This window comes from Terriglobus albidus (genome assembly GCF_025685425.1).
GTDB lineage: Bacteria > Acidobacteriota > Terriglobia > Terriglobales > Acidobacteriaceae > Terriglobus > Terriglobus albidus.
The window spans coordinates 1,113,775-1,134,693 of the sequence record NZ_JAGTAS010000058.1 but is presented as its reverse complement, the minus strand read 5'-3'; the positions used below and the strand labels follow the sequence as shown (position 1 = coordinate 1,134,693).

Sequence of the window (20,919 nt, the reverse complement as noted above, 5' to 3'; positions counted from 1 at the left end):
AAACGACAGACAAGTTAATTTACCGGAAGACCACAGGTAAACCTAACCTGTTAAGACACGTCCATTACCTTTGGAATCAATAAGTTGAAGATAAAGTGACCGGGCGCGGACAGCGGGTGCTATGCTCGTGAAACACACCCCGTTTCAGGTAGCAGAATGGCAGCAGGATCAGAGATCGTATTGGATGAGGAGGAGGCAAAGGCCCCTCTTCCGGAGATCTCCGTCCGCCGCGCTCTCATCGACCGCGTCGCTGGTAGCTCCCACTTCGCCCGCTCGGTTCGCCTCCGCGACTTCCTCCTTTATGTCGGCCATGAGTCTCTGAAGCCCAATGCTCCCGAGATCCACGAGCAGGAGATCGGCGTCCGCGTCTTCGGCCGCTCCGCCAGTTACGACCGCAGTCAGGACAATATCGTCCGCGTCAACGCAACCGAACTCCGCCGCCGTATCGAGACCTACTTCGCGACCGAGGGGGCAACCGAGCCTCTGGTCTTTTCCATCCCGCGTGGCGGCTATCTCCCGGTCTTTCGCTGGCGCACAGTATCTGTGGAGAAAACGTTCCCTGTTCCACCGCAGGTGAAATCGGAGCTTCTTCCATCCGCTTCGCCAGTGGAAACTCTTCCAACTCCGTCCGCTCCCCGCGTCTGGCTTTGGGTCATCCTCTCGGGTGTGCTCACCGTGGCCTGCGGCATTCTCCTCTGGCAGAACTACGGTCTGCGGAAGAAGACCGACCTGTGGGCTGAGCGCCCCGCCACGGCCGCCTTTTGGACCACGTTCTCGCAAGCGGCTCCGCAGACCGACATTGTCCTTCCCGATGCCTCCGTCAGCATGAGCGAGGAGATGCGGGGCAAGCCGCTCTCACTCAGTGACTATCTCGACCGCAACTACATCCGTCGCTCCGAAGAGATGAGTCCTGATCGTCGCCAGGACCTTGAGACCATCTTCAATCACAACCTGGTGACTTTGGGTGACTTCCACGCTGCGCAGCAGATACTGAATCTCGCTCCGATCGCACCACGCCTGCGCCTTACCCTGGCGCGGTTCTATGAGGCCGACTCCATCAAACGCGACAACGTCATTCTGATCGGCGGCAAAAAGGCCAATCCCTGGGCTCGCCTCTTTGACGAGCAGTTGAACTTCAGCCTGGAGTACGACGGCGCGCACAATCAGGCCTATGTGAAGAACAGCAGTCCGCTTGCAGGCGAAGACGCCCAATACGCCCCCGTGATGGACCGCAACGCCATTACGGCCTACTGCGTTGTCGACTATCTTCCCAATCCAGGCCGGACCGCCAAGGCGATTCTGCTCGCCGGCACGGACTCGGATGCCACGGCTGCGGCAGCCGAATTTCTCACCTCGGAAAAGGGAATCCTCAGCCTGAGAGCGCGAACCGGATCGAAGGAGATTCCATACTTCGAAGCCGTGCTGAAGACCTCGCGCCTCAGCGGAACCTCTTTCAACGCCGAACTACTCGCCATCCGCTCTATCAAAGATCACTAAGCATATCGAGGATTCGCTTTGGCCTACCCCGCCGGGGTGCCCCACCCTCGGGGTCCCCAACGAACTTTGTTCGTTGGGGTGAACGCTCGCAGCGCTAGGGTGGGCGAGGAATACCCCAAATTTCTAACAAAACACCGAAAAGGTTTTTGTCTTAGACCCCAGGTACGCCTGATCGGCTTTGCCTCTTCAAAGCACTTGCCCTATGCTGATAGGCCAAGAGGCACGCCATGCTCGGCTCACAATCCATCATTGCCTTTATTCCCACGAAAGACTTCCGAAAAGCCCGCAACTTCTACGAACAAACCCTCGGTCTGCGTTTCGTATCGGACGACGGCTTCGCTCTCGTTTTCGATGCTAATGGCGTCATGCTTCGTATTGCCAAAGCGTCGGAGTTCAAGCCGCAGCCCTTTACCATCCTGGGCTGGAAGGTCGATGACATTGGTGGCTTTGCGAGCCAACTCTCCGCGAAAGGCATCACCTTCGAGCGGTACAGCTTTCTTCAGCAGGATGGCATGGGAATATGGACTTCGCCCGATGGCGCGAAGGTCGCCTGGTTTAAAGATCCCGACGGCAATCTTCTCTCCATCTCTCAACATCCGTAACCGTGAGCATGTTGCCCTGGCGACGGGTCTGCTTTTCAAAAGATCGAGTCAAAATGGATTCGTGAGCGTGCGGCGGATGCGCTCGCTATAGGTGCGCCCCGATTGCAGGCGTTGCCCCGACTTGAGTTCGATCGCATACTGACCGTGCGCAATTGACCACAATTGCGTGATACGCCTGACGTTGACGATGTGCGATCGATGGATGCGCAGGAACCGGTTTGCATCGAGCACACTCTCAATAGTGTTCATCGGAACGTGCAACAGGTGAGTTGACGGACCCACATGAAGCCGGACGTAGTTCTGGAAGGCTTCGATCCAGTCCACATCCTGGACTGGCACGAAAATCGTGTTCTCACCGGATCGAACCGCGAAGCGCTCGAGTTGCCGCGGCGGATTCGCGATGGCATCGAGCATCGTCAGCACTTGCTTTGTTGCATCCTCGTGCGGCGCGCTTTGTAGTTTGTAGATGGCGCGCTTGAACGCGAGCTCAAAACGCTCCTCGGTCACTGGTTTGAGGAGATAATCGAGCGCTGCGATCTCGAACGCCCGGATAGCATACTGGTCGTGCGCGGTCACGAAGATCACCGGCGGCATGCGCTCTGCTCCAATGGCATGGACCACCGCAAAACCATCAGTCCGCGGCATCTGCACGTCGAGCAGCACGAGGTCCGGCTTCTTCTCACGAATCAGAGCAATGGCCTCTCGTCCATTTCGCGCTTCCGAGACAGACTCGACGTGGGACTGGCGGCCGAGCAACAGCTTCAGCCCTTCGCGTGCGATGGGCTCGTCATCCACAACAAGGATGTTCAATCGCACTGTGAGCCCTCCTGCGGAACCGTCCGGATCGGTAGTGTGACCGTGACCTGTACGCCTCGGTCCCCTGCTTGCTCGATGACAAGGTGCGCCGCATCGCCATAGAGCCGAGCCAGCCGGTTCCGGGTATTCGTCAACCCGATTCCTGAGCGGCCGGGCTTGGCTGAAAGCAGCCCAGGTCCATCATCAGACACAACGAGGGTAAGTGTCCCATTGGAGCCGGTCGCCTTCACCTCGATTGTCACTGCCTCCTCGCTCTGGCCAAGACCATGGCGAACCGCATTTTCAACGATCGGCTGCAGCACCATGTGCGGTACCAGGACTTCGGACAGCGCGGCAGATGGCGCAATACGGACACGCAGCCGGTCCTCGAACCGGACCTGCTCGATGGAGAGATACAGCCGCAGGAATTCAAGCTCGCGCCAGAGCGGGACTTCCTGAGCCTCCACATCATCGAGCGTGAGGCGAAGGAGATTCCCGAGTTTCTCAACCATGCTCTCGGCCTGGGCTGTCTTCTGCTGCTGAATCAAGACCATGATGGCGCCAAGCGTATTGAACAGAAAATGCGGCTGCAACTGCATCTTCAGGGAACTCAGTTGGGCGGTCGTAAGCTGCTGGGCGAGTTCGGACGCTTGTACCTTCAGCTCGAATGCCTCCCGCTCGCGAATCTTGGCGTCTTTCTGCGACCGGTACACCGCATGAAGCGCAATGACGGCCCAATAACGGATGACGCCTCCCTGGATGCCGAAGGACAACATGATTCTGACGCCTGCGGCGATCGACGGAGGCGGGTGCGGCGCCGGGAAGACGCCAAGCAGTAATAACAGTGGGACTTCGAGTGTGGTGGCTAAAACCGAGAAGATCACGCTGAGACAGAGATGCAAGGCAACATAGGCGCCGCGACGTTCGATCGGCCATCGATTGCTTAGCCAGAGGAGCGCCGGTGTGAGCGCGGCACAAACATACATGCCCGTCATCCAACCGACAAATACGTACTTCCAGGGCACGGTGCCGCCGCGATAGAGCCGGGGCACCGTGTCCTGGATGATGTAGAAGAGCCCGGCAATCGTCCAACCGAGCCACACTCCTACGATCAGCCGTATCCGTTGACGCGTCCGGGGCGACATGATTGCTTCATTGTGCCACGGCGGACTTTTCGCTTCAGCCGGCTTTTTGACGGAACGGCCTATCGCGGTGTCAAACCGCAGTCGCCAGGACTTCAATCCAGTTCGACATCCCATTACCACCGTTTGTCAAAAACACGTGTCTTCCTCTTTTTCCGTGCACCTAGGATCGCTGTGCAGCATGAGGTAAAGCCAAATCCGAAGGAAGAATGGAGCAGGAGCAATGAGGACTCAATGGAGTGCGTGGATATCCGGAGCGATAGTGGCGGTATTGGCACTCGCAGGTGGAACCGCGGCGCAAACCACAGGAAAGGATATGAGCCAGGCGCCGGGCATTCTCCCCAGCAGCTTTGGCGAAGCAGTCGATCACGACATCGTGACTCTTCGCAGGGCAACCGAGAAGTTCAAGACGACCGAAGCTGCCGAAGCGGCCGGCTACAAGCAAAACACCGGCTGTGTTGAGCATCAACCTGCGGGCGCTATGGGTTATCACTTTCAGAACAACACGCTTCTAGACACCACCCTCGATCTGCAGCATCCGGAGGTGCTGGTTTACGAGAAGATGCCCGACGGCACGTTTCAATTGAATGGCGTCGAATTCCTTGTCCCGATCTCGGCATGGAAATCAACTGATCCGCCGCGGATTATGGGGCAATCCCTTATCAAAGCGGATTCGATCGGCTTCTGGTTCCTTCACGTCTGGAACTGGAAGCCAAGCCCCAGCGGCCTGTTTGCTCCCTGGAACCCCGACGTCAAGTGCCCTGCGGCGACTTCGTCAATGATGCATTGATTTGGCATTCTATGCACCGATGATGGGGAATGGCTCGCAGTGTTTTCCATCATCGGTGCCGAAGAACGCGTGGTCCGTTCTTTGTTTTTTCCGGACGAAGTTCGCTCGCGCCACCGGCGATTTAAAGCATTTTCACTGTTGCTGGGTATCCCGGAAAAGGCGTGCAGCGGCGTTTTCGTTGCGGAAAACGCCCATAGATGCGGATCCTCTGGGTACACCTGCAGTGAAAATGCTCTGGGTCAGCCGCACCTTGCAAAACCATTCATCATGCACCGATATGTGGGAAATCTCCACATGCCGCGCCGCAATTTAACCATCTTTTCTCGCTCTCTTTTCAGAACATGCGGAAGCGCCCGATAGCGTAACCCTACCGCATCCGTAACTTCCCCCAGGAAGCAGCAATCCTGCTGCATAACGGATGGCAATGCATGTTTACAACTCGGAGAGCTATGACGATGGAGCATTTTCCTTGTAGGTATAGCGTAGGGCGTCCACACCTATGGGCGTTTTGCTCAATGAAAACGCCGCTGCACTCCTTTTTCGGGCTGCCCAGCAACAGGGAAAATGCTCTAAAACGGTTCGGCTTCGTTTTTCTTCTTCTTGCATGCGTCTGCATGATGTGTCCATTCAACTGGGCGCAATCCACACAAAGCACCATTCTCGGCACTGTGAAAGACAGTAGTGGCGCCTCTATTACGAATGCCACCGTCAAGCTCACTGGCGTCGATACCGGGGTAGTGAAGACCGTACAGGCGGACTCTTCCGGAACCTATCAGTTCCTGAACCTGAATGCCGGCAACTATCAGGTCGAGATCACTGCTGATGGTTTCAACACGCAGGTCCTGCGTAACCTCAGCCTCTCCGCGCGGCAGGAGCTTCGTGCTGACGCGACTCTCTCCGTTGGAACCATCGCGCAGGAAGCATCTGTGGACGCGGCTGCTGCTGGTGTAATCGAAACCGATAATCCTTCCATCGATGCCACGCTCTCTGCGACTGCTGTCCGCGACCTTCCCGCAAACTATCGCGCCAGCTCCAACGGCACCAGCCCGCTGAATGTGATCCAAACGCTGCCCGGGGTACAGACTGACTCCGGCGGAAACTTCTCGGTGCAGGGTGGCTTGCCCTTCCAGACCGATGTCACGGTTGACGGCATCACCACGCGTAGCGCTACCGGCGGTAATACGCCGATCCAGAACGCCTTTCCCTCCGGAGACTCCATCTCCGAGATGCGCGTTGATGGCGTGCTCAACGCCGCAGAATTCGGGCAGCCAGGTGAGGTCACCACGACGACCAAGAGCGGTACGAACAACCTGCATGGCGCTATCTTCTGGTACCACCAGGACTCCGGCTTGAACGCTACCCCTTGGGGATCGCGCACCAAGCCCAAGCTTGTGACCAACGACTACGGCGCAACCATTGGCGGTCCGGTTGTTCTGCCGCGCCTCTACAACGGTCACGACAGGACCTTCTTCTTCGGAACCTATGAGGGCTACCGTAGCCCTCGCACCAGCCCTTATACCGCCGTCGTTCCCACGGCTGCGATGAAGCGCGGGGACTTCAGCAAGGTCAAGGGACTCACGACGTTGAAGAACCCCTACGGCGGTACGTACCCATTGAATGCGGTTCCCATCAATCCCGTCGCGCAGAAGTTCCTCTCGTTCTTCCCCGATCCCAACATCGGTGACACCAGCACCTATGTCCCTGGAGCCGTCAATTACAACACGAATAAGGGCACATCGCTCTTTTCCAACCAGTTCGATATCCGCGGGGATCAGTACCTCGGTCAGAAGGCGCTTATCTTCGCTCGTTTCACCTGGAAGAACTACAACCAGGACGCCCAGCAACCCCTTGGCGTACCTTCCAGCACCAAGTCATTTCAGGACCGCATCTTCCTCATTGCCGGGAACTACAACTTCACACCGAGCCTGATCAATGAGTTTCGTTACGGCTTTACCTTCGACAGCAACGGCAACGTGAATCCCTTTGATGGCAAAGGCTTCACCACCAACTCCGGACTGCAGGGTCTGCAGAACCTCTTCTACAACGGTATTCCTGAGTTGGACTTCGGCGATCTCAGTAATCTGGACGCCGACCGCCTTACCTCTATCACCAAGTCACGCACACATGTCTTTACCGACAACGTCACCTGGGTCAAGGGCCGGCACAGCATGAAGTTCGGTTTCGACATCCGCAGAATGCAGGCGATCACGCCGCTCGGTTTCAACGGCGCTGACAACTACGGTACCTTCGACTACTCCTCCGCGAACTTCACCGGCCAGGAGTTTGCCGACTTCCTGATCGGCGCTCCTAACACCACCTTCTATGACGTGGTGCAGTCTGACAACGACGGCCGCACCATGCACTACCACTTCTTTGCTCAGGATCAGTGGCGTGTCTCTAACAGCCTGACGCTCAGCTATGGTCTGCGCTACGAGTATCACCCTGCCTATCACGATCCCAGCGGCAACATCGGTAATTTCGATCCCTCGGTCGCCAAGTCGGGACAGGTGATCTTCCCGGCAGGGAAGGGAAGCCTGGTCTCACAGCCGTACCTGGCCAGCTTCAACTCCTGCGGTCTCGGCCAGACCTCCGGCAAGCCTGCGGTCAACGGAGCCGCCTGCACGCCGACCATCGACAACAACCAGGCCGGTCTCCCCGATGGTCTGCGCACCGCCGTCAGGTTCCGCTTCGCTCCGCGCTTCGGCTTCGCGTGGCGACCGTTCGGAGACAACCGTACGGTCGTCCGTGGCGGATATGGTCTCTATAACATCACGCTGCTAGGCTCCAACTTCTACTCCCTTACCGGCACGCTGCAGGCCAATACCGTGCAGTACACCAACTCGCAGACCGCCAGCGGTCCGTCGTATGTGTGGCCGCAGATCTATACCGCATCAGGAGCCAGCTCTGGTTCTGCCGGTTATGGACAGGCCTACTTCGGAACGGCGAACGATATCCACTGGAACGATCCGTACTCGCACCAGTTTTCGCTCTCGGTCGATCGCGACCTTGGCCGTGGCTATGGTCTTCGCGTCTCCTATATCGGCATGACGACGAAGCACCTCGTCTGGGCGCCGAACCTGAATGACCTGCCGTACTCCAGCACGACCTCGGCGTACAGGCAGCCTCTCTCGGCTCGCCCCTTCCCCAACTGGGGAACCATCAATAGCCGTTCTACTGGCGGCTCCGCAGCCTATCACTCCGGCCAGGTCGATTTCCGTCATACCCTCACCTCCGGCCTGACCTTCGACACTACCTATACTTTTGCGAAGAACCTCACCAACAACCAGGGACCTAACAGCACCTCCTTCGCCGGAGAGAGTGGTGGCTCCCGCGCCTCCTTCGGCCGCGATCCTGATGTCGACCGTGGCCAGGCGGCGGGCACACGCCGCCATCGCTGGAACACGACACTGCTCTATGCCTTGCCTTTCGGCCGCGGCAAACAGTTCGGTAGCAACATGAGCCGCTGGACTGACCTCGCTGTCGGCGGATGGCAGTTGAGCAGCATCTTCGTTGTGCAGAGCGGTCCTCTCCTCGCGCCGTACTTCCCCGGCGGCCAGGGCGATCCCTCAGGAACGGGCGCAGGTCTGAACGGCGATATCAACGGCGGTGCTCTGCCTGGGCGCAGCCAGAAGGTGGATCGCCTTGTAGGCGTCAGTGAGGTTCCTGCCAATCGCAGTGCTGCCCGCTGGTTCAACCCCGCGGCCTTTACCTGCCCGGGCACACCGACCTGGACTCCGGGCTCGCAGTGCCACACCGGTCGTGGTCTGGCCGGCGATCCTCTGCCCATCGGCCGCTTCGGCAATATGCAGAACAACTCCATCGTGGGTCCCGGAACGGTGAATCTCTCCGCTGGCCTTAGCAAGAGCTTCGCTATCACCGAGCGTATTTCGCTGCGCGCGGAAGGCACCTTTACCAACATCCTCAACAAGGCGAACCTGGGAACTCCGAATATGAATCTCTCCAGCGGCGCCTTCGGCACCATCACCTCTGCCAATGACAAGGCAGACTTCAGCGGTGCACGCACAGGACAGATCTCGGCTCGCTTGCAGTTCTAGCGGCCGGAACGTCCCTCAACCGAGTAGCCAGCGAAGCAATCCGCTGGCTACTTTATTTAAGCCGGGTGTCAGGGGTATCGACTAATAACCACGGAACTGGGTGCCCCATCCATCGCAACGCGATGGGGGGAAATTCGAGCGTAGCTCGAATCGGGTGGGAGCCGTGGGCTTCTAGCCCACGGCTTATCGGCTTAACAAGAAAGTGGGCTTTAGCCCGGGGCTTTTCATGATCGACAGAAAGGCCCAGGGCTAAAAGCCCATTTCTTTTACCCACTTTATCAGCGGGCTGAAGCCCGCTGCTCCCACCAGTTCTGGTTACTCTTTTGGCGTGCCCGACAAGGACAAGTCCTAATACCCCGGCGTAAGCTCAACTTCCGATCGATCACGCAGCACCCGCAGGCGATGCACCTCATCGAGAATGCGTTCCGCCATTGCCCGCTTCGAAGACAGCTCCAACCGCACCTCACGATCCGCAAACAACATCACGCCCGCATTGTGGTCAGCTCCGATACCCGCATCGGATCCCGAAACATCGTTGGCGACGATGGCATCGACACTCTTCTCGCGCAGCTTGCGCCGGCCTTCCTCCACAACGCGTTCCGTCTCTGCGGCAAAGCCGACGATCAGTGCTCCGGAAGGGCGCAGCCGCGCAGCCTCCGCCAGGATATCCGGCGTCCGCTCCAGCTCCAGCGTCAGCTTCTCGCAACTCTTCTTGATCTTCTGCACCGCAGGATTGGTCACGCGATAGTCCGCCACAGCCGCCGCCATAATCAATGCTGTGGCTGCCGGAAGGCGGTCAAGCACAGCCGCCCGCATCTCTTCTGCCGACTCGACCGGCACCCGCTCACAACCAGGAGAGACAGCGCAATTCACTGTTGTGATCAAAGTGACCTTTGCTCCACGCTTCAGCGCAGCTTCGGCGAGAGCAACTCCCATCTTGCCGCTTGAACGATTACCAAGAAATCGAACTGGATCAATCGCCTCCCGCGTACCTCCGGCCGTAATCAGCAGATGCTCTCCCGTGAGATCGCGAATCGGATTGGCCGCATGCAGCGTTGCAGATACGATCTCCGGGATCTCAGCGAGACGGCCTTCACCCACCATGCCGCAGGCCAGCTCTCCGCTTGCCGGCTCGACGATGGAGACGCCGCGCACCCGCAACTTCTCCAGATTCTCCTGCGTCGCCGGATGACGCCACATATTCACATTCATTGCCGGAGCCACGACCACCGGCACCGTCGCCGCCAGCGCAATCGTGCTCAGCAGATCGTCGGCCATGCCGTTCGCCAGCTTTGCTAATACGTGTGCTGTCGCCGGAGCGATAACCAGAACATCGGCCCACTGTGCGATATCAATGTGCTCAATCCCAAAGGGCTGTGGCTGTTCGCCTGCAATCTCGCTCACCGCCGGAGTCCACAAGGAGCTCAGCACCTGCCGTCCACTCAGAGCGGCAAAGGTGAGCGGCGTGACGAACTTCTCCGCTCCCTGCGTCAGCACTACCTGTACCTCGGCGCCCTGGCGCTGCAACTCGCGCAACAGTTCTGCCGCTTTATAAGCAGCGATGCCTCCACAGACACCCAGCAGTACGTTCATCGTTACACCTCACGTGCGGGAAGCAACAAGTTGTCGATCAGCCGAGTGTTGCCCACCCACGCTGCTACCGCCAGCAACGCGCCTTGCGATAGATCGCTGACATCCAGCAACGTATCTGGATCGACTACGGCAGCGTAGTCGACACGCACACCGTCGGTGCTTTCGAATTCACTCAGCATCGCATCGCGCAACATTGCAGGTGTCCCGGTCGCCGCCAGCGCCTCTGCTTTGCGAAGCGCCCGCGACAGCACCAGCGCGCGGCTGCGTTCTTCCTCATTCAGATAACGATTGCGCGAGCTCAATGCCAGACCATCCGCCTCGCGCACCGTTGGGCAAACCACGAGCTCCAGCGGAAAGTTCAGATCTTTCACCATCCGTCGTAAAACAGCCACCTGCGCGGCATCCTTCTGTCCAAAGAACGCCAGATCCGGCTGGGTGATGTGAAACAGTTTGCTCACTACCGTCGCAACACCGCGAAAATGTCCAGGCCGTGATGCTCCATCGAGTCGTGCTCCCAGTTCAGGCACATCGACCGTCGTCTGCGCGCCCACCGGATACATCTCCTCGGCGCTCGGCGCGAACAGCCAATCAACACCTTCATCGGTCAGCAGTTCGACGTCGCGTTCGAAAGTTCGTGGATAGCGGGAGAAGTCTTCGTTCGGACCGAACTGCAATGGGTTTACAAAGATGGTCGCAATCACATGCGTACATCGTGCCCGCGCCGCGCGCACCAGCGACAGATGTCCCTCATGCAGTGCGCCCATCGTTGGCACCAGGCCAAGTATGCCCGAGCCTCTTCTTCCTGCGCGCACAATCGCCTGCATCTCGCGGATGGTTGTTACTGTCTGCATTGCCGTTACTGTCTGCATCGTCGCTTACTCGCTCCAGACAGAGAGTTCCGGCTCTTCCGTCTCAGGTAGGTTTACATTCGCCGGAAGATGGTAGCTTTCCTCATCGCGAGGGAAAGTTCGTTCGCTTACGGCGGTGCGATACTCCTCGAGACCCTTCCGCATCAGCGCTGCGGCATCTTCAAACTGCCGTACGAACTTTGGAGCATTGCGGAAGCTCAAGCCAAAGACATCGTGCCAGACCAGGATCTGGCCATCGCACTTCGGCCCTGCTCCAATACCGATGGTTGGCACGTGAAGCCGTGCCGTAATCAGTGCGGCCAGCTCACGCGGAATCCCTTCCAGTACAATCGCAATCGCTCCAGCATCTTCCAGCGCCAGAGCGTCATCCAGCAGCGTCATCGCTTCGATCTCACTACGGCCCTGTACGCGGTAGCCGCCCATGCGATTGACGGACTGCGGTGTCAGGCCGATATGTGCGACGACAGGAATCTCTGCTGCGGACACGGCACGTACGCGTGAAGCCATCGCCGCGCCGCCCTCCAGCTTTACGGCGTTGGCGCCTGCCTCTTTCACCATGCGCAGACTATTGCGCAGGGTATCTTCCACAGAGATCTGATAACTGCCATACGGCAGGTCGACAACCAGCAAGGCTCGCTGCGTTGCCCGGCGCACGGCGCGGGCATGATGCAGCATGTCGTCCATGGTGACGGCCAGTGTATCTTCATGGCCCAGAACGGCCATTGCGAGCGAATCGCCCACCAGCAGCATGTCAATGCCGGCCTCATCAGCCAGCCGTGCTGTGGGATAGTCGTATGCGGTGAGAGCGGTAATAGGCGCCCCTGAGCGCTTCAGCGCCAGCAGGCTCGCGGGTGTGACGGCTGAGGCCACGCCCAGAGGACGCACGGCCGCGTCCCGGAATCCGGTCAGACTCATAGTTCACTCCAGTGCCGCTCCTCTCATCATCGCAGAGGATGCAACCCGAATGCTTTAAGTATAGTCCTTTCTCCTTCCTTTCATTGAAACGTTTCGCATGCGGGCTGTATGCTGGTCGCGCCATGCAACGTCGCGATCTTATCAAGCTCTCTCCGCTAGCGCTCGCCGGCGCCGTCGGCCATGTCTCGATGGCCGAAGCTCAGACCGAAACGCAGAACGTCCAGGCTCTGTACAACGTGCGCACCTTCGGCGCTACCGGCGACGGCAAGACTGTGGACACGCCAGCCATCAACAAGGCCATTGAAGAGGTTGCGAAAGCCGGCGGAGGCACGCTCTATTTCCCGGCGGGCACTTACATGTGCTTTACGATCCGGCTTAAATCGATGGTCGATCTTTATCTCGCACAGGGATGCGTCATACAGGCGGCCGACTCGCCCAAGATTGGAGAGACGACCGGCTATCGTGGCGGAACCTACGATGCCGCCGAGCCCAATGACCCCTGGACGCCGTACCAGGACTACGGCCACAACCACTGGAAGAACTCGCTCTTCTACGCCGAGAACGAGCATGACTTCTCCGTCTCCGGCCCGGGACTCATCTTCGGCAAAGGACTCTCGCACGGCATTGCGACCGCAGTTCGCGGCGGCTACCAGCCCTTCAAGGCGGAGCAGCCCGGTGTCGGCAACAAAACCTTCGCGCTCAAGAACTGCCGCAATGTCATCCTGCGCGACTTCCGCCTGCTGAAAGGTGGTCACTTCGGTCTGCTGGCAACCGGCGTGGACAATCTCACCCTCGATAACCTGCTGGTCGACACCGACCGTGACGGCTTTGACATCGATTGCTGCCGCAATGTGCGCGTCACCAACTGCACCGTCAACTCTCCCTGGGATGACGCTATTTGCCCGAAGTCGAGCTACGCGCTCGGCTATGCCCGCTCGACCGACAATGTCACTATTGCCAACAACTTCGTCTCGGGATACTACGAGCTGGGCAGCGTACTCGCCGGCACCTGGAAGAAATTTGCAGAAGATGCCAAGGTCTCGCGCAACGGCCGCATCAAGTGCGGAACAGAGTCCAACGGCGGCTTCCGCAATATCACCATCTCTGGCAACGTAATCGAGGGCAGCAAAGGCATCTCGCTTGAAACCTCCGATGGCGCGTATCTGGAAGACATCTCCATCACCGGCAATACGATGCGTGACACCGTCGACGCGCCGCTCTTCCTGCGTTTGAATCGCCGTAACCGCAATCCGAAGGAGACTTTGCGCAAAGGCACTCTGCGCCGCATCCTCATCTCTAATCTGGTCAGCTACAACTCAGCGGCATCGACCGCGTGCCTCTTCTCCGGCATCCCCGAGAACCTCATTGAAGACGTCAAGCTTTCCAACTGCTACTTCGGACACGAAGGTCTGCCCAGGCAGATGCGTGTGGGGTGGGGAGACGACCGCCAGCCGATGACCGAGTGGCGCACGTTGAAGGTCCCTGAGAAGGAAGAGGACTACCCCGAGCTGCTGCGCTTCGGTCCCACGCCCTCGCACGGTTTCTTCCTGCGCCACTTGCGTAACCTCGAGATGTCACACATCGAGATCGCTCCGGCTACGGCGGATCCGCGTCCCGCCATGTGGCTTGAAGACGTGCATCGTGCCGACCTCTTCGCCATCACCGCGCCTGCGCAGGAGAACTTCTCCTTGCACAACGTGACGGACTTCCGGCTGATGTGGTCCCGTGCTGCAAAGGATACGACGCTGGCAAATGTGGACAACCGGGCGGTATAGAGCATTTTCCCTGTTGCTGGGTATCGGAAGGCGAGTGCCGCGGCGTTTTCATTGCGGAAAACGCCCATAGATGCAGTAGCCCTACATTACATCTACAGTGAAAATGCTCCCGCTCCGCATATAATCCTGTGCCGTGGCCAACGAAGAAGCTATCAAGATCACACGCTTCGCCTGGAATGAAGCCGAGCCCCTTCATGCGCTGATCTGTCTGCCAGCCGTCCTGCTGGTGATGGCAGCCGGCATTCTGATTGACCAGCAGAGCTGGGCAGCCATGGCCGTCGGCGGAGCGATGTGTGTAGGCTTCGGATCGTTTCAGCAGCCTATCTTCTATCGCTATGGCCCCATGCTGGCCGCGGCCTTCGGCATCACGATCTCCACGTTTTTAGGAGCGCTCTTCGCCGTCGACAGCTTCGCTCTTGGCTGCGTCTGCGTCCTGTGGGCTTTCGTCTATGGCCTGATGCAATCGCAGGGAACCGCGGCCTCCTGGGTCGGTGTGCAGTGCTGCGTCTACCTCATCATCTCTTCCGCCGCTCCTGATACGCACGGTCGCCTGCTCGGCACCTTTCATCAGGCGGCGCTGCGCGGTGTGGCAACGTTAGTCGGCGCTGCGCTGGAGTTCTTCGCCATCCTCTACTTCTGGCGCTTTGTTCCGCGTATTCGCGCCAACCTTACCGATCCGCACTTCGATCCTCAGAAGTTCCGCGCGAGTTATCTGCTTTCGCACATCACACCACGCAGTATCTACTTCCACTTTGCAGTACGCCTGGCGGTTACGACTGCCATCGCGGTGATGCTCTATCGGTTCTGGTGGCCAATGCCCAATGGCTATTGGATTGCCATGACGGCCATCCTCGTCGTGAAGCCGGAGTTTTACCTCACCACCGAGCGCACCGTCCTTCGCCTTCTCGGCACCTACCTCGGTGCGGGCGTGGCCACTGTAGTCGCTACGCTGCTGCGGCCGAACCTCTGGGTCCTGATTGTGCTGGTGCTGATCTATCTATGGGCGTCCTATGTCTTCATGAACGTGAACTACGGAGCCTTCACGGTGGCCATTACCGGCTACATCGCCTTCCTGCTGGCCTTCAACCATTTGCCGGAAGAATATGTGCTCCACAATCGCATGTTGGCTACAACGATAGGCGGCCTGCTGGCGCTTGTGATCCACGCTATCTTCCACCTCTTCCGCCGAGCCTGGCCGGCGCCAGAGGATGAGCCCGCCGTTTAGTTGGGAACACACTTGCTGCCCCGTTCTTTGCGTAGCAAAGGGTGGGGTATCGAGCGAAGCGAGACCGCTTTTTTGCCTGTTACTACCGTGGGTAAAGAAGAAAAAGCAGATTTCTTCGCTGCGCTACGAAATGACAAACGCAAAGCGTTCCTAACAAGAACGCCTTACAACAAAGGTCAGGCAAAATCTTCGCCTGACCCTGCAGTACGTCTTCATTTCGACTTTTAATTTTCAACTCGCTTCACATTCCGCCCTGGCCGATATCCGCAACTTTTCCTTCATTGGCCTCATCCAGGTAGGACGCCATTGCTGAAGCAAGTTTGCCCTGGGCCTCAAGGATGAACTCAATCGCATCGCGTCCCGCGCCATAGCCGGGCAGATTCGCTGTCGTCCAATGTGCCATCTGCTTCACCTGGGGACGTGCATTGGCAACCGCAATCGCCAGGCCGACATGATTCATCACCGGCAGATCGATGACATCATCACCGACGTACGCCACTTCATCCAGCGTGATGCCTTCCTTCGCACAGATCTCCTGTACCGCTCGCATCTTGAAGTGCTGGCCCTGGTAGACATAGTCGATCTTCAAATCGCGCATGCGGACGGCGACCGTATCCGACTGGCGCTTGGTCACGATCGCTACCTTCAGCCCGGCGGTGCGCCCAATGGCAATGCCCAGGCCGTCATGGGCGGAGAATCCTTTGGTTTCGACCGCGACTGGCTGGCCGTTGGCATCTTTGCCGATAGGGATAAACCAGAGAGTTCCATCCGTCAGGACACCGTCGACGTCGAAGACAAGAAGCTTGATACGGGAGGCGCGTTCTGTGGCAGTCATCAGAACTGAGGGTATCAGTAGAGCATTTTTCCTGTTGTTGGGCATCCCGAGAGAAGCGTGCAGTGGCGTTTTCATTGCGGAAAACGCCCATAGATGTACAAGCCCTGCACTACACCTGCAGGAAAATGCTCTAGTGCCATGAAAACCCGGAAACCAAGCCCCTGAAGGGGATAGCTGGTGGAAATCACAGGCGAAGGAATTGCGAAGGAGACGATAGAATGATGCATGGCCACCGCGACCCTGCTGCCCGAGGAGACCTTTGCCGATCCGGCCATGGAATGGGCGCATCCCGTCGTACGCGAGTGGTTCCTGCGCAAGTTCGGCTCACCCACTGAGCCGCAGATCGCCGGCTGGCCTGCGATCGTTCGCGGCGAGCCAGTTCTCATCTCTGCACCCACCGGCTCCGGTAAAACCCTCGCGGCCTTTCTGGTCTGCATCGACGCTCTGCTGCGGCAGGCCATCGAAGGCCGTCTCGATGCATCGACTCACGTCGTTTATGTCTCACCATTGAAGGCGCTCTCCAACGACGTGCAGAAGAACCTCGACGGTCCGTTGCGCGAGATCCAGGCTCTCGCTCTTGAACGCGGCTATCTCTGCCCCGAGATCCGTACCGGCGTTCGCACCGGCGATACACCGGCAAAGGATCGCGCCGCCATGCTCAAGCGGCCGCCGCACATCCTGGTCACCACGCCCGAGAGCCTCTACATGATGCTCACTGCGCTCAAGGCGCGTGAAAATTTGCGCCGCGTGCGTACCGTCATCGTCGACGAAATTCATGCTGTTGCCGACGACAAGCGCGGATCGCATCTCACACTCACGCTCGAACGCCTCGACGCTTTGGTGCGCGGAGAGAACCGTCTCGCCGCCGGAGGCATGTTGACCGGTCTCAGCACAACTCCGCAGCGTATTGGCCTCAGCGCTACACAAAATCCCATTCAGTTGGTTGGCAACTTCCTCGTCGGCGCAGGCGAGCGGCCAGTCACCATTGTTCAGGTTGGCCAGCGGCGTTATCTCGATCTGGCCATCGAGGTTCCCAGCGAAGAACTCGGCTCCGTGACTTCGAACCGCATGTGGGATGAGATGTACGACAAGCTCGTCGCTCTGACCGAGACGCATCGCTCCACACTGGTCTTCGTCAACACGCGCCGTCTCGTCGAGCGTCTTGCCTTCAATCTCGCCGAGCGTCTCGGAGCGGAGAACGTTGCCGCGCATCACGGCTCACTGTCGCGTGCTCTGCGGCTCGACGCCGAACAGAAGCTGAAAAACGGCGAGATCAAGATTTTGATCGCCACCGCATCGCTCGAGCTCGGTATCGACATCGGCGATGTCGATCTCGTCTGCCAGATTGCCACCACACGCGCCGTTGCCGTTGCCATGCAGCGCGTCGGCCGCGCCGGCCACTGGCGCGGAGCCATCCCAAAAGGCCGGTTCTTCGCCACCACCCGCGATGACATGATGGAGCAGGCTGCGCTCATCCGCGCCATGCGCTCCGGCGATCTCGACAGGCTGGAGATTCCGCCTGCGCCCAAAGATGTACTCATGCAGCAGATCGTCGCCGCCGTCGGCGCAGAGCCCTGGCGTGAAGACGATCTCTTTGCTGTCTTCAAACGCGCCTGGCCCTATCGCGATCTCGAACGCGCCACCTTCGACGAACTGATCGCATTGCTGCACCAGGGCATCGAGTCCTCACGCGGGCGCTACGGCGCTTACCTCATGCGCGACGGTGTCCGCGGAGAGCTACACCCCCGCCGCGGCGCCCGCATGACTGCGATCGGCAACGGCGGAGCGATTCCCGACGTCGCACAGTACGCCGTCATGCTGCAGCCGGAGAACGTGCAGATCGCCACGCTCGATGAACACTTCGCCGTCGACTCCGGCCCCGGCGATGTCGTGCTGCTCGGCAACACAAGCTGGCGTATCCAGCGTGTCGAAGCGGAAGGCCGCGTCCTTGTCGAAGATGCACAAGGCGCTCCGCCGACATTGCCGTTCTGGGAAGGCGAGGCTCCGCAACGTACCGATCTCCTCAGCGAAGGTGTCGGCAGACTTCGCCAGGAGATCGCCGAACTTGTACCCGATGTTCTTCCCGGCCTCACCGCAGCTTCGCATCCACAAGCCATGGCCGCCGCAGAGTGGCTGCAGCAGGAGTGTGGTCTCTGCCCCGGCGGAGCCGCACAGCTCGTACGCTACGTCGTGGAAGGCAAAGCCGTCCTCGGCGCTGTTCCCACACGGCAGACCATCATCGCCGAACGCTTCTTCGATGAGGGCGGCGGTATGCAACTCGTCCTGCACGCTCCTTTCGGCGGACGCATCAACAAGGCCTGGGGCCTCGCTCTACGCAAACGTTTCTGCCGCGGCTTTAACTTCGAGCTGCAGGCAGCCGCCACCGACAATGGCATCAACATCTGCCTTGCCGAGCAGCACAGCTTCCCGCTCGCTGACGTCTTTCACTTCCTCACCGTCGAGACCGCAAAGGAGCTTCTCGAACAGGCAGCCCTCGCTTCCCCCATCTTCAAAGCGCGCTGGCGCTGGGCCGCAAGCCGCTCGTTGCAACTGTTGCGGTTTGTGAAAGGGAAGCGGGTCGCCCCGCAGATTCAGCGCACTCGCTCGGAGGACCTGCTCGCCAGCGTCTTCCCGCAGGCCGCCGCGTGCTTCGAAAACATCGAAGGCGATATTCAGATCCCCGATCATCCTCTCGTCGATGAAGTCATGCAGGATGTGCTGCACGAGGCCATGGACCTCGATGGCCTCCTACAGGTCTTAGAGGGGATCGCCAACGGAAGCATTCAGTGCCTTGCAGTCGATACGCCCGTACCCTCGCAATTTGCGCACGAGCTCATCAACGCCATGCCCTACGCCTTCCTCGATGAAGCTGGTTTGGAAGAGCGCCGCGCCCGCGCCGTCTCACTGCGCCGCGGTATTCCCGATGCGGTGCTCGCCGAAGAAGGCAAGCTTGATCCCGCAGCCATCGTCGAGGTCCGCAAGGAGTGCTGGCCAGACATTCGCGACCCGCATGAGCTGCACGATCTTCTCTTTGGTCTCATCGCTCTTCCTGTCGATGCCATGACCGCATGGGATGTGCGTCACTGGCCCGGCTTCTTCGACACACTCGCCATCCAGGGCCGCGTCAAGCAGCTTCGTCTCGCCGATCACGAGTGCTGGATCGCCGTCGAACGTCTGCCGATGGTCGAGGCGCTCTGGTCCTCCACACAGCCTGCGGAAGCCGCCGATGCGCTGAAGCTTCTCCTCCAGGGCTGGATGCAGATCCTCGGTCCGGCAACAGCACGCAGCATCGCCGAAACCTTCGGTCTCGATGCTAAGGCCGTCTTCGCACAGATGGTGCTAATGGAATCGCAGGGCGTCATTCTCCGCGGCGTCTTCGAGAACGGCCGCTCCGTACCGAATGACGTCGACATTGAATGGTGCGAGCGCCGCCTTCTGCAGCGCATCCATCGCAACACCGTCGGCTCTCTGCGCCGCGCTGTCGAACCCGTCAGCCAGGCCGTCTACATGCGCTGGCTTCTCGAATGGCAGCACCTCACCGGAACCAAACTCACCGGCGAAGAAGGTGTGCTCACCGCACTCGAACAGCTCGAAGGCTTTGAAGCTCCAGCCATCGAATGGGAACGCACGCTCCTTCCCGCGCGTGTCGCCAACTACGATCCCCGCTGGCTCGATCATCTCTGCCTCTCCGGTGTCGTCGGCTGGGGCCGTGTCTCGCCGCATCCCGCCTGGGCCGATGGCACAGCGCCCCGGCGTGTTATTCCCACCAACATGGCGCCCATCACCTTCTATCTGCGAGAGACCGCCGACTGGCTGGGATGGGCACTGGAACAAAAGCAGGTGGATGAGCCCAAGCTCGCCGTTGCTCTCAGCGAAGAGGCCAACCGCGTGCGCAATCTTCTGCGCGAGCGTGGCGCCTGCTTCGCGGCTGATATTCAGCGCATTCTTCTGCTGAGTAAACAGCAGACGCAGATGGCCATGTGGGAACTGGCGACCGCCGGCCTTGCCTCGGCCGATGGATGGGACCAGCTCCGCGTGATGATGGATCCGAAGAAGAAGCCTGCCGTCATGGAACCCGGACGTCGTGGCGTGCGCTCGCATGCCGGCCGTTGGAGCCTGCTGGTGGAAGACTCCTCCGCAATTCCCGAAACCGCCATCGAACGCGCCCGCCGCGTCGATGCGGCTCACGAATCGGCCGCGCGCATGCTGCTGGCGCGCTATGGCGTCGTCTTTCGCGAGCTCCTCGCTCGCGAATCCAACGCCCCGAAGTGGCGCGATCTCGTAGGCATGCTGCGCCGCATGGAGGCCCGAGGAGAGATCCGCGGCGGCCGCTTCGTCATCGGCGTTGGCGGCGAACAGTTCGCTCTTCCTGAAGCCGTTGACTCGCTGCGGCAGATGAAGAACCGCCCTACTGACGATCGCGAAGTGGTTGTCGCTGCCGCCGATCCCATGAACCTCGTCGGCGTCGTTCTCCCCGGCGAACGCGTCGCAGCCATGCCACGTAATGTCGTCCGCTATCGCAACGGCCTGTCTGAAAAGCAGGAGGAAACCCCAGCACCAATCACGGAACCTCCTGTGCAGCTTACTGCTCCGCCCGTCGGCCTCTTTTAGGACGTATCAATAAAGGCGAAACAGCCAATGCACTGGCTGCCGCATCCATCGCAAATCACCCCAGCGAACAAGTTCGCCGGGGACCCCGATAGGCGATGGGTGGGATATTCTCCGTCCCTATCTCCTTGCCCCGATTCTCGAGCATCTTGATCGTTAACTGTCGAAGGCGACGGAGTGTCCATCGCCTTCCTCAACTCGCTATAATCGCCCGCGCA

13 protein-coding genes are annotated in these 20,919 nt (G+C 59.4%); 7 read left to right on the top strand and 6 right to left on the bottom strand.

Annotated features, from left to right (window positions below):
* The first annotated feature begins 156 nt into the window (after positions 1-156).
* Together OHL21_RS23845 and OHL21_RS23840 are read left to right on the top strand one after the other, a co-directional pair.
* Positions 157-1,497 carry a hypothetical protein gene (locus OHL21_RS23845; protein ID WP_263419802.1) on the top strand — a complete coding sequence of 447 codons (1,341 nt, stop codon included), beginning with the start codon at positions 157-159 and terminating at the stop codon, positions 1,495-1,497.
* 227 nt (positions 1,498-1,724) lie between these two features.
* Positions 1,725-2,099 (top strand): VOC family protein, encoded by a 375-nt coding sequence (locus OHL21_RS23840; protein WP_263419801.1) that lies wholly within the window; start codon positions 1,725-1,727, stop codon positions 2,097-2,099.
* 48 nt (positions 2,100-2,147) lie between these two features.
* On the opposite strand, the gene OHL21_RS23835 is transcribed toward OHL21_RS23840, so the two are convergent.
* Positions 2,148-2,915, bottom strand: a complete 768-nt coding sequence (locus OHL21_RS23835) for a LytR/AlgR family response regulator transcription factor (protein ID WP_263419800.1) — start codon at positions 2,913-2,915, stop codon at positions 2,148-2,150.
* Positions 2,906-4,039: a sensor histidine kinase gene (locus OHL21_RS23830; protein WP_263419799.1), complete on the bottom strand. Its 1,134-nt coding sequence runs from the start codon at positions 4,037-4,039 to the stop codon at positions 2,906-2,908. Before OHL21_RS23830 ends, OHL21_RS23835 begins: the two co-directional genes overlap by 10 nt.
* A gap of 220 nt (positions 4,040-4,259) precedes the next feature.
* On the opposite strand from OHL21_RS23830, the gene OHL21_RS23825 reads away from it, so the two are divergent.
* Positions 4,260-4,826: a hypothetical protein gene (locus OHL21_RS23825; RefSeq protein WP_263419798.1), complete on the top strand. Its 567-nt coding sequence runs from the start codon at positions 4,260-4,262 to the stop codon at positions 4,824-4,826.
* A gap of 614 nt (positions 4,827-5,440) precedes the next feature.
* Positions 5,441-8,881 (top strand): TonB-dependent receptor, encoded by a 3,441-nt coding sequence (locus OHL21_RS23820; protein ID WP_263419797.1) that lies wholly within the window; start codon positions 5,441-5,443, stop codon positions 8,879-8,881.
* A gap of 348 nt (positions 8,882-9,229) precedes the next feature.
* Here the strand turns inward: OHL21_RS23820 and coaBC are convergent, their stop codons facing one another.
* The 3 genes from coaBC to panB are packed head-to-tail and all read right to left on the bottom strand — an operon-like array spanning position 9,230 to position 12,258.
* A complete protein-coding gene (gene coaBC / locus OHL21_RS23815; RefSeq protein ID WP_263419796.1) occupies positions 9,230-10,474 on the bottom strand; it encodes a bifunctional phosphopantothenoylcysteine decarboxylase/phosphopantothenate--cysteine ligase CoaBC in 1,245 nt (414 codons plus the stop codon).
* A 2-nt stretch (positions 10,475-10,476) separates the two neighbouring features.
* Complete coding sequence (panC, locus tag OHL21_RS23810) at positions 10,477-11,325, bottom strand: pantoate--beta-alanine ligase (RefSeq protein WP_263419930.1); 849 nt, start codon at positions 11,323-11,325, stop codon at positions 10,477-10,479.
* Positions 11,326-11,349: 24 nt separating this feature from the next.
* The gene (gene panB / locus OHL21_RS23805) at positions 11,350-12,258 is read right to left on the bottom strand and encodes a 3-methyl-2-oxobutanoate hydroxymethyltransferase (RefSeq protein ID WP_263419795.1); all 909 of its coding nucleotides are present in this window, start codon (positions 12,256-12,258) and stop codon (positions 11,350-11,352) included.
* Positions 12,259-12,380: 122 nt separating this feature from the next.
* Between panB and OHL21_RS23800 the strand changes: the two genes are divergently transcribed.
* Together OHL21_RS23800 and OHL21_RS23795 are read left to right on the top strand one after the other, a co-directional pair.
* Entirely contained in the window at positions 12,381-14,033 is a 1,653-nt protein-coding gene (locus tag OHL21_RS23800; RefSeq protein WP_263419794.1) for a rhamnogalacturonidase, read from the top strand.
* A gap of 133 nt (positions 14,034-14,166) precedes the next feature.
* A complete protein-coding gene (locus OHL21_RS23795) occupies positions 14,167-15,258 on the top strand; it encodes an FUSC family protein (RefSeq protein ID WP_263419793.1) in 1,092 nt (363 codons plus the stop codon).
* A 241-nt stretch (positions 15,259-15,499) separates the two neighbouring features.
* On the opposite strand, the gene OHL21_RS23790 is transcribed toward OHL21_RS23795, so the two are convergent.
* Entirely contained in the window at positions 15,500-16,093 is a 594-nt protein-coding gene (locus tag OHL21_RS23790; protein ID WP_263419792.1) for a KdsC family phosphatase, read from the bottom strand.
* Positions 16,094-16,318: 225 nt separating this feature from the next.
* Between OHL21_RS23790 and OHL21_RS23785 the strand changes: the two genes are divergently transcribed.
* Complete coding sequence (locus tag OHL21_RS23785; protein ID WP_263419791.1) at positions 16,319-20,704, top strand: DEAD/DEAH box helicase; 4,386 nt, start codon at positions 16,319-16,321, stop codon at positions 20,702-20,704.
* The last annotated feature ends 215 nt before the right edge of the window (positions 20,705-20,919 follow it).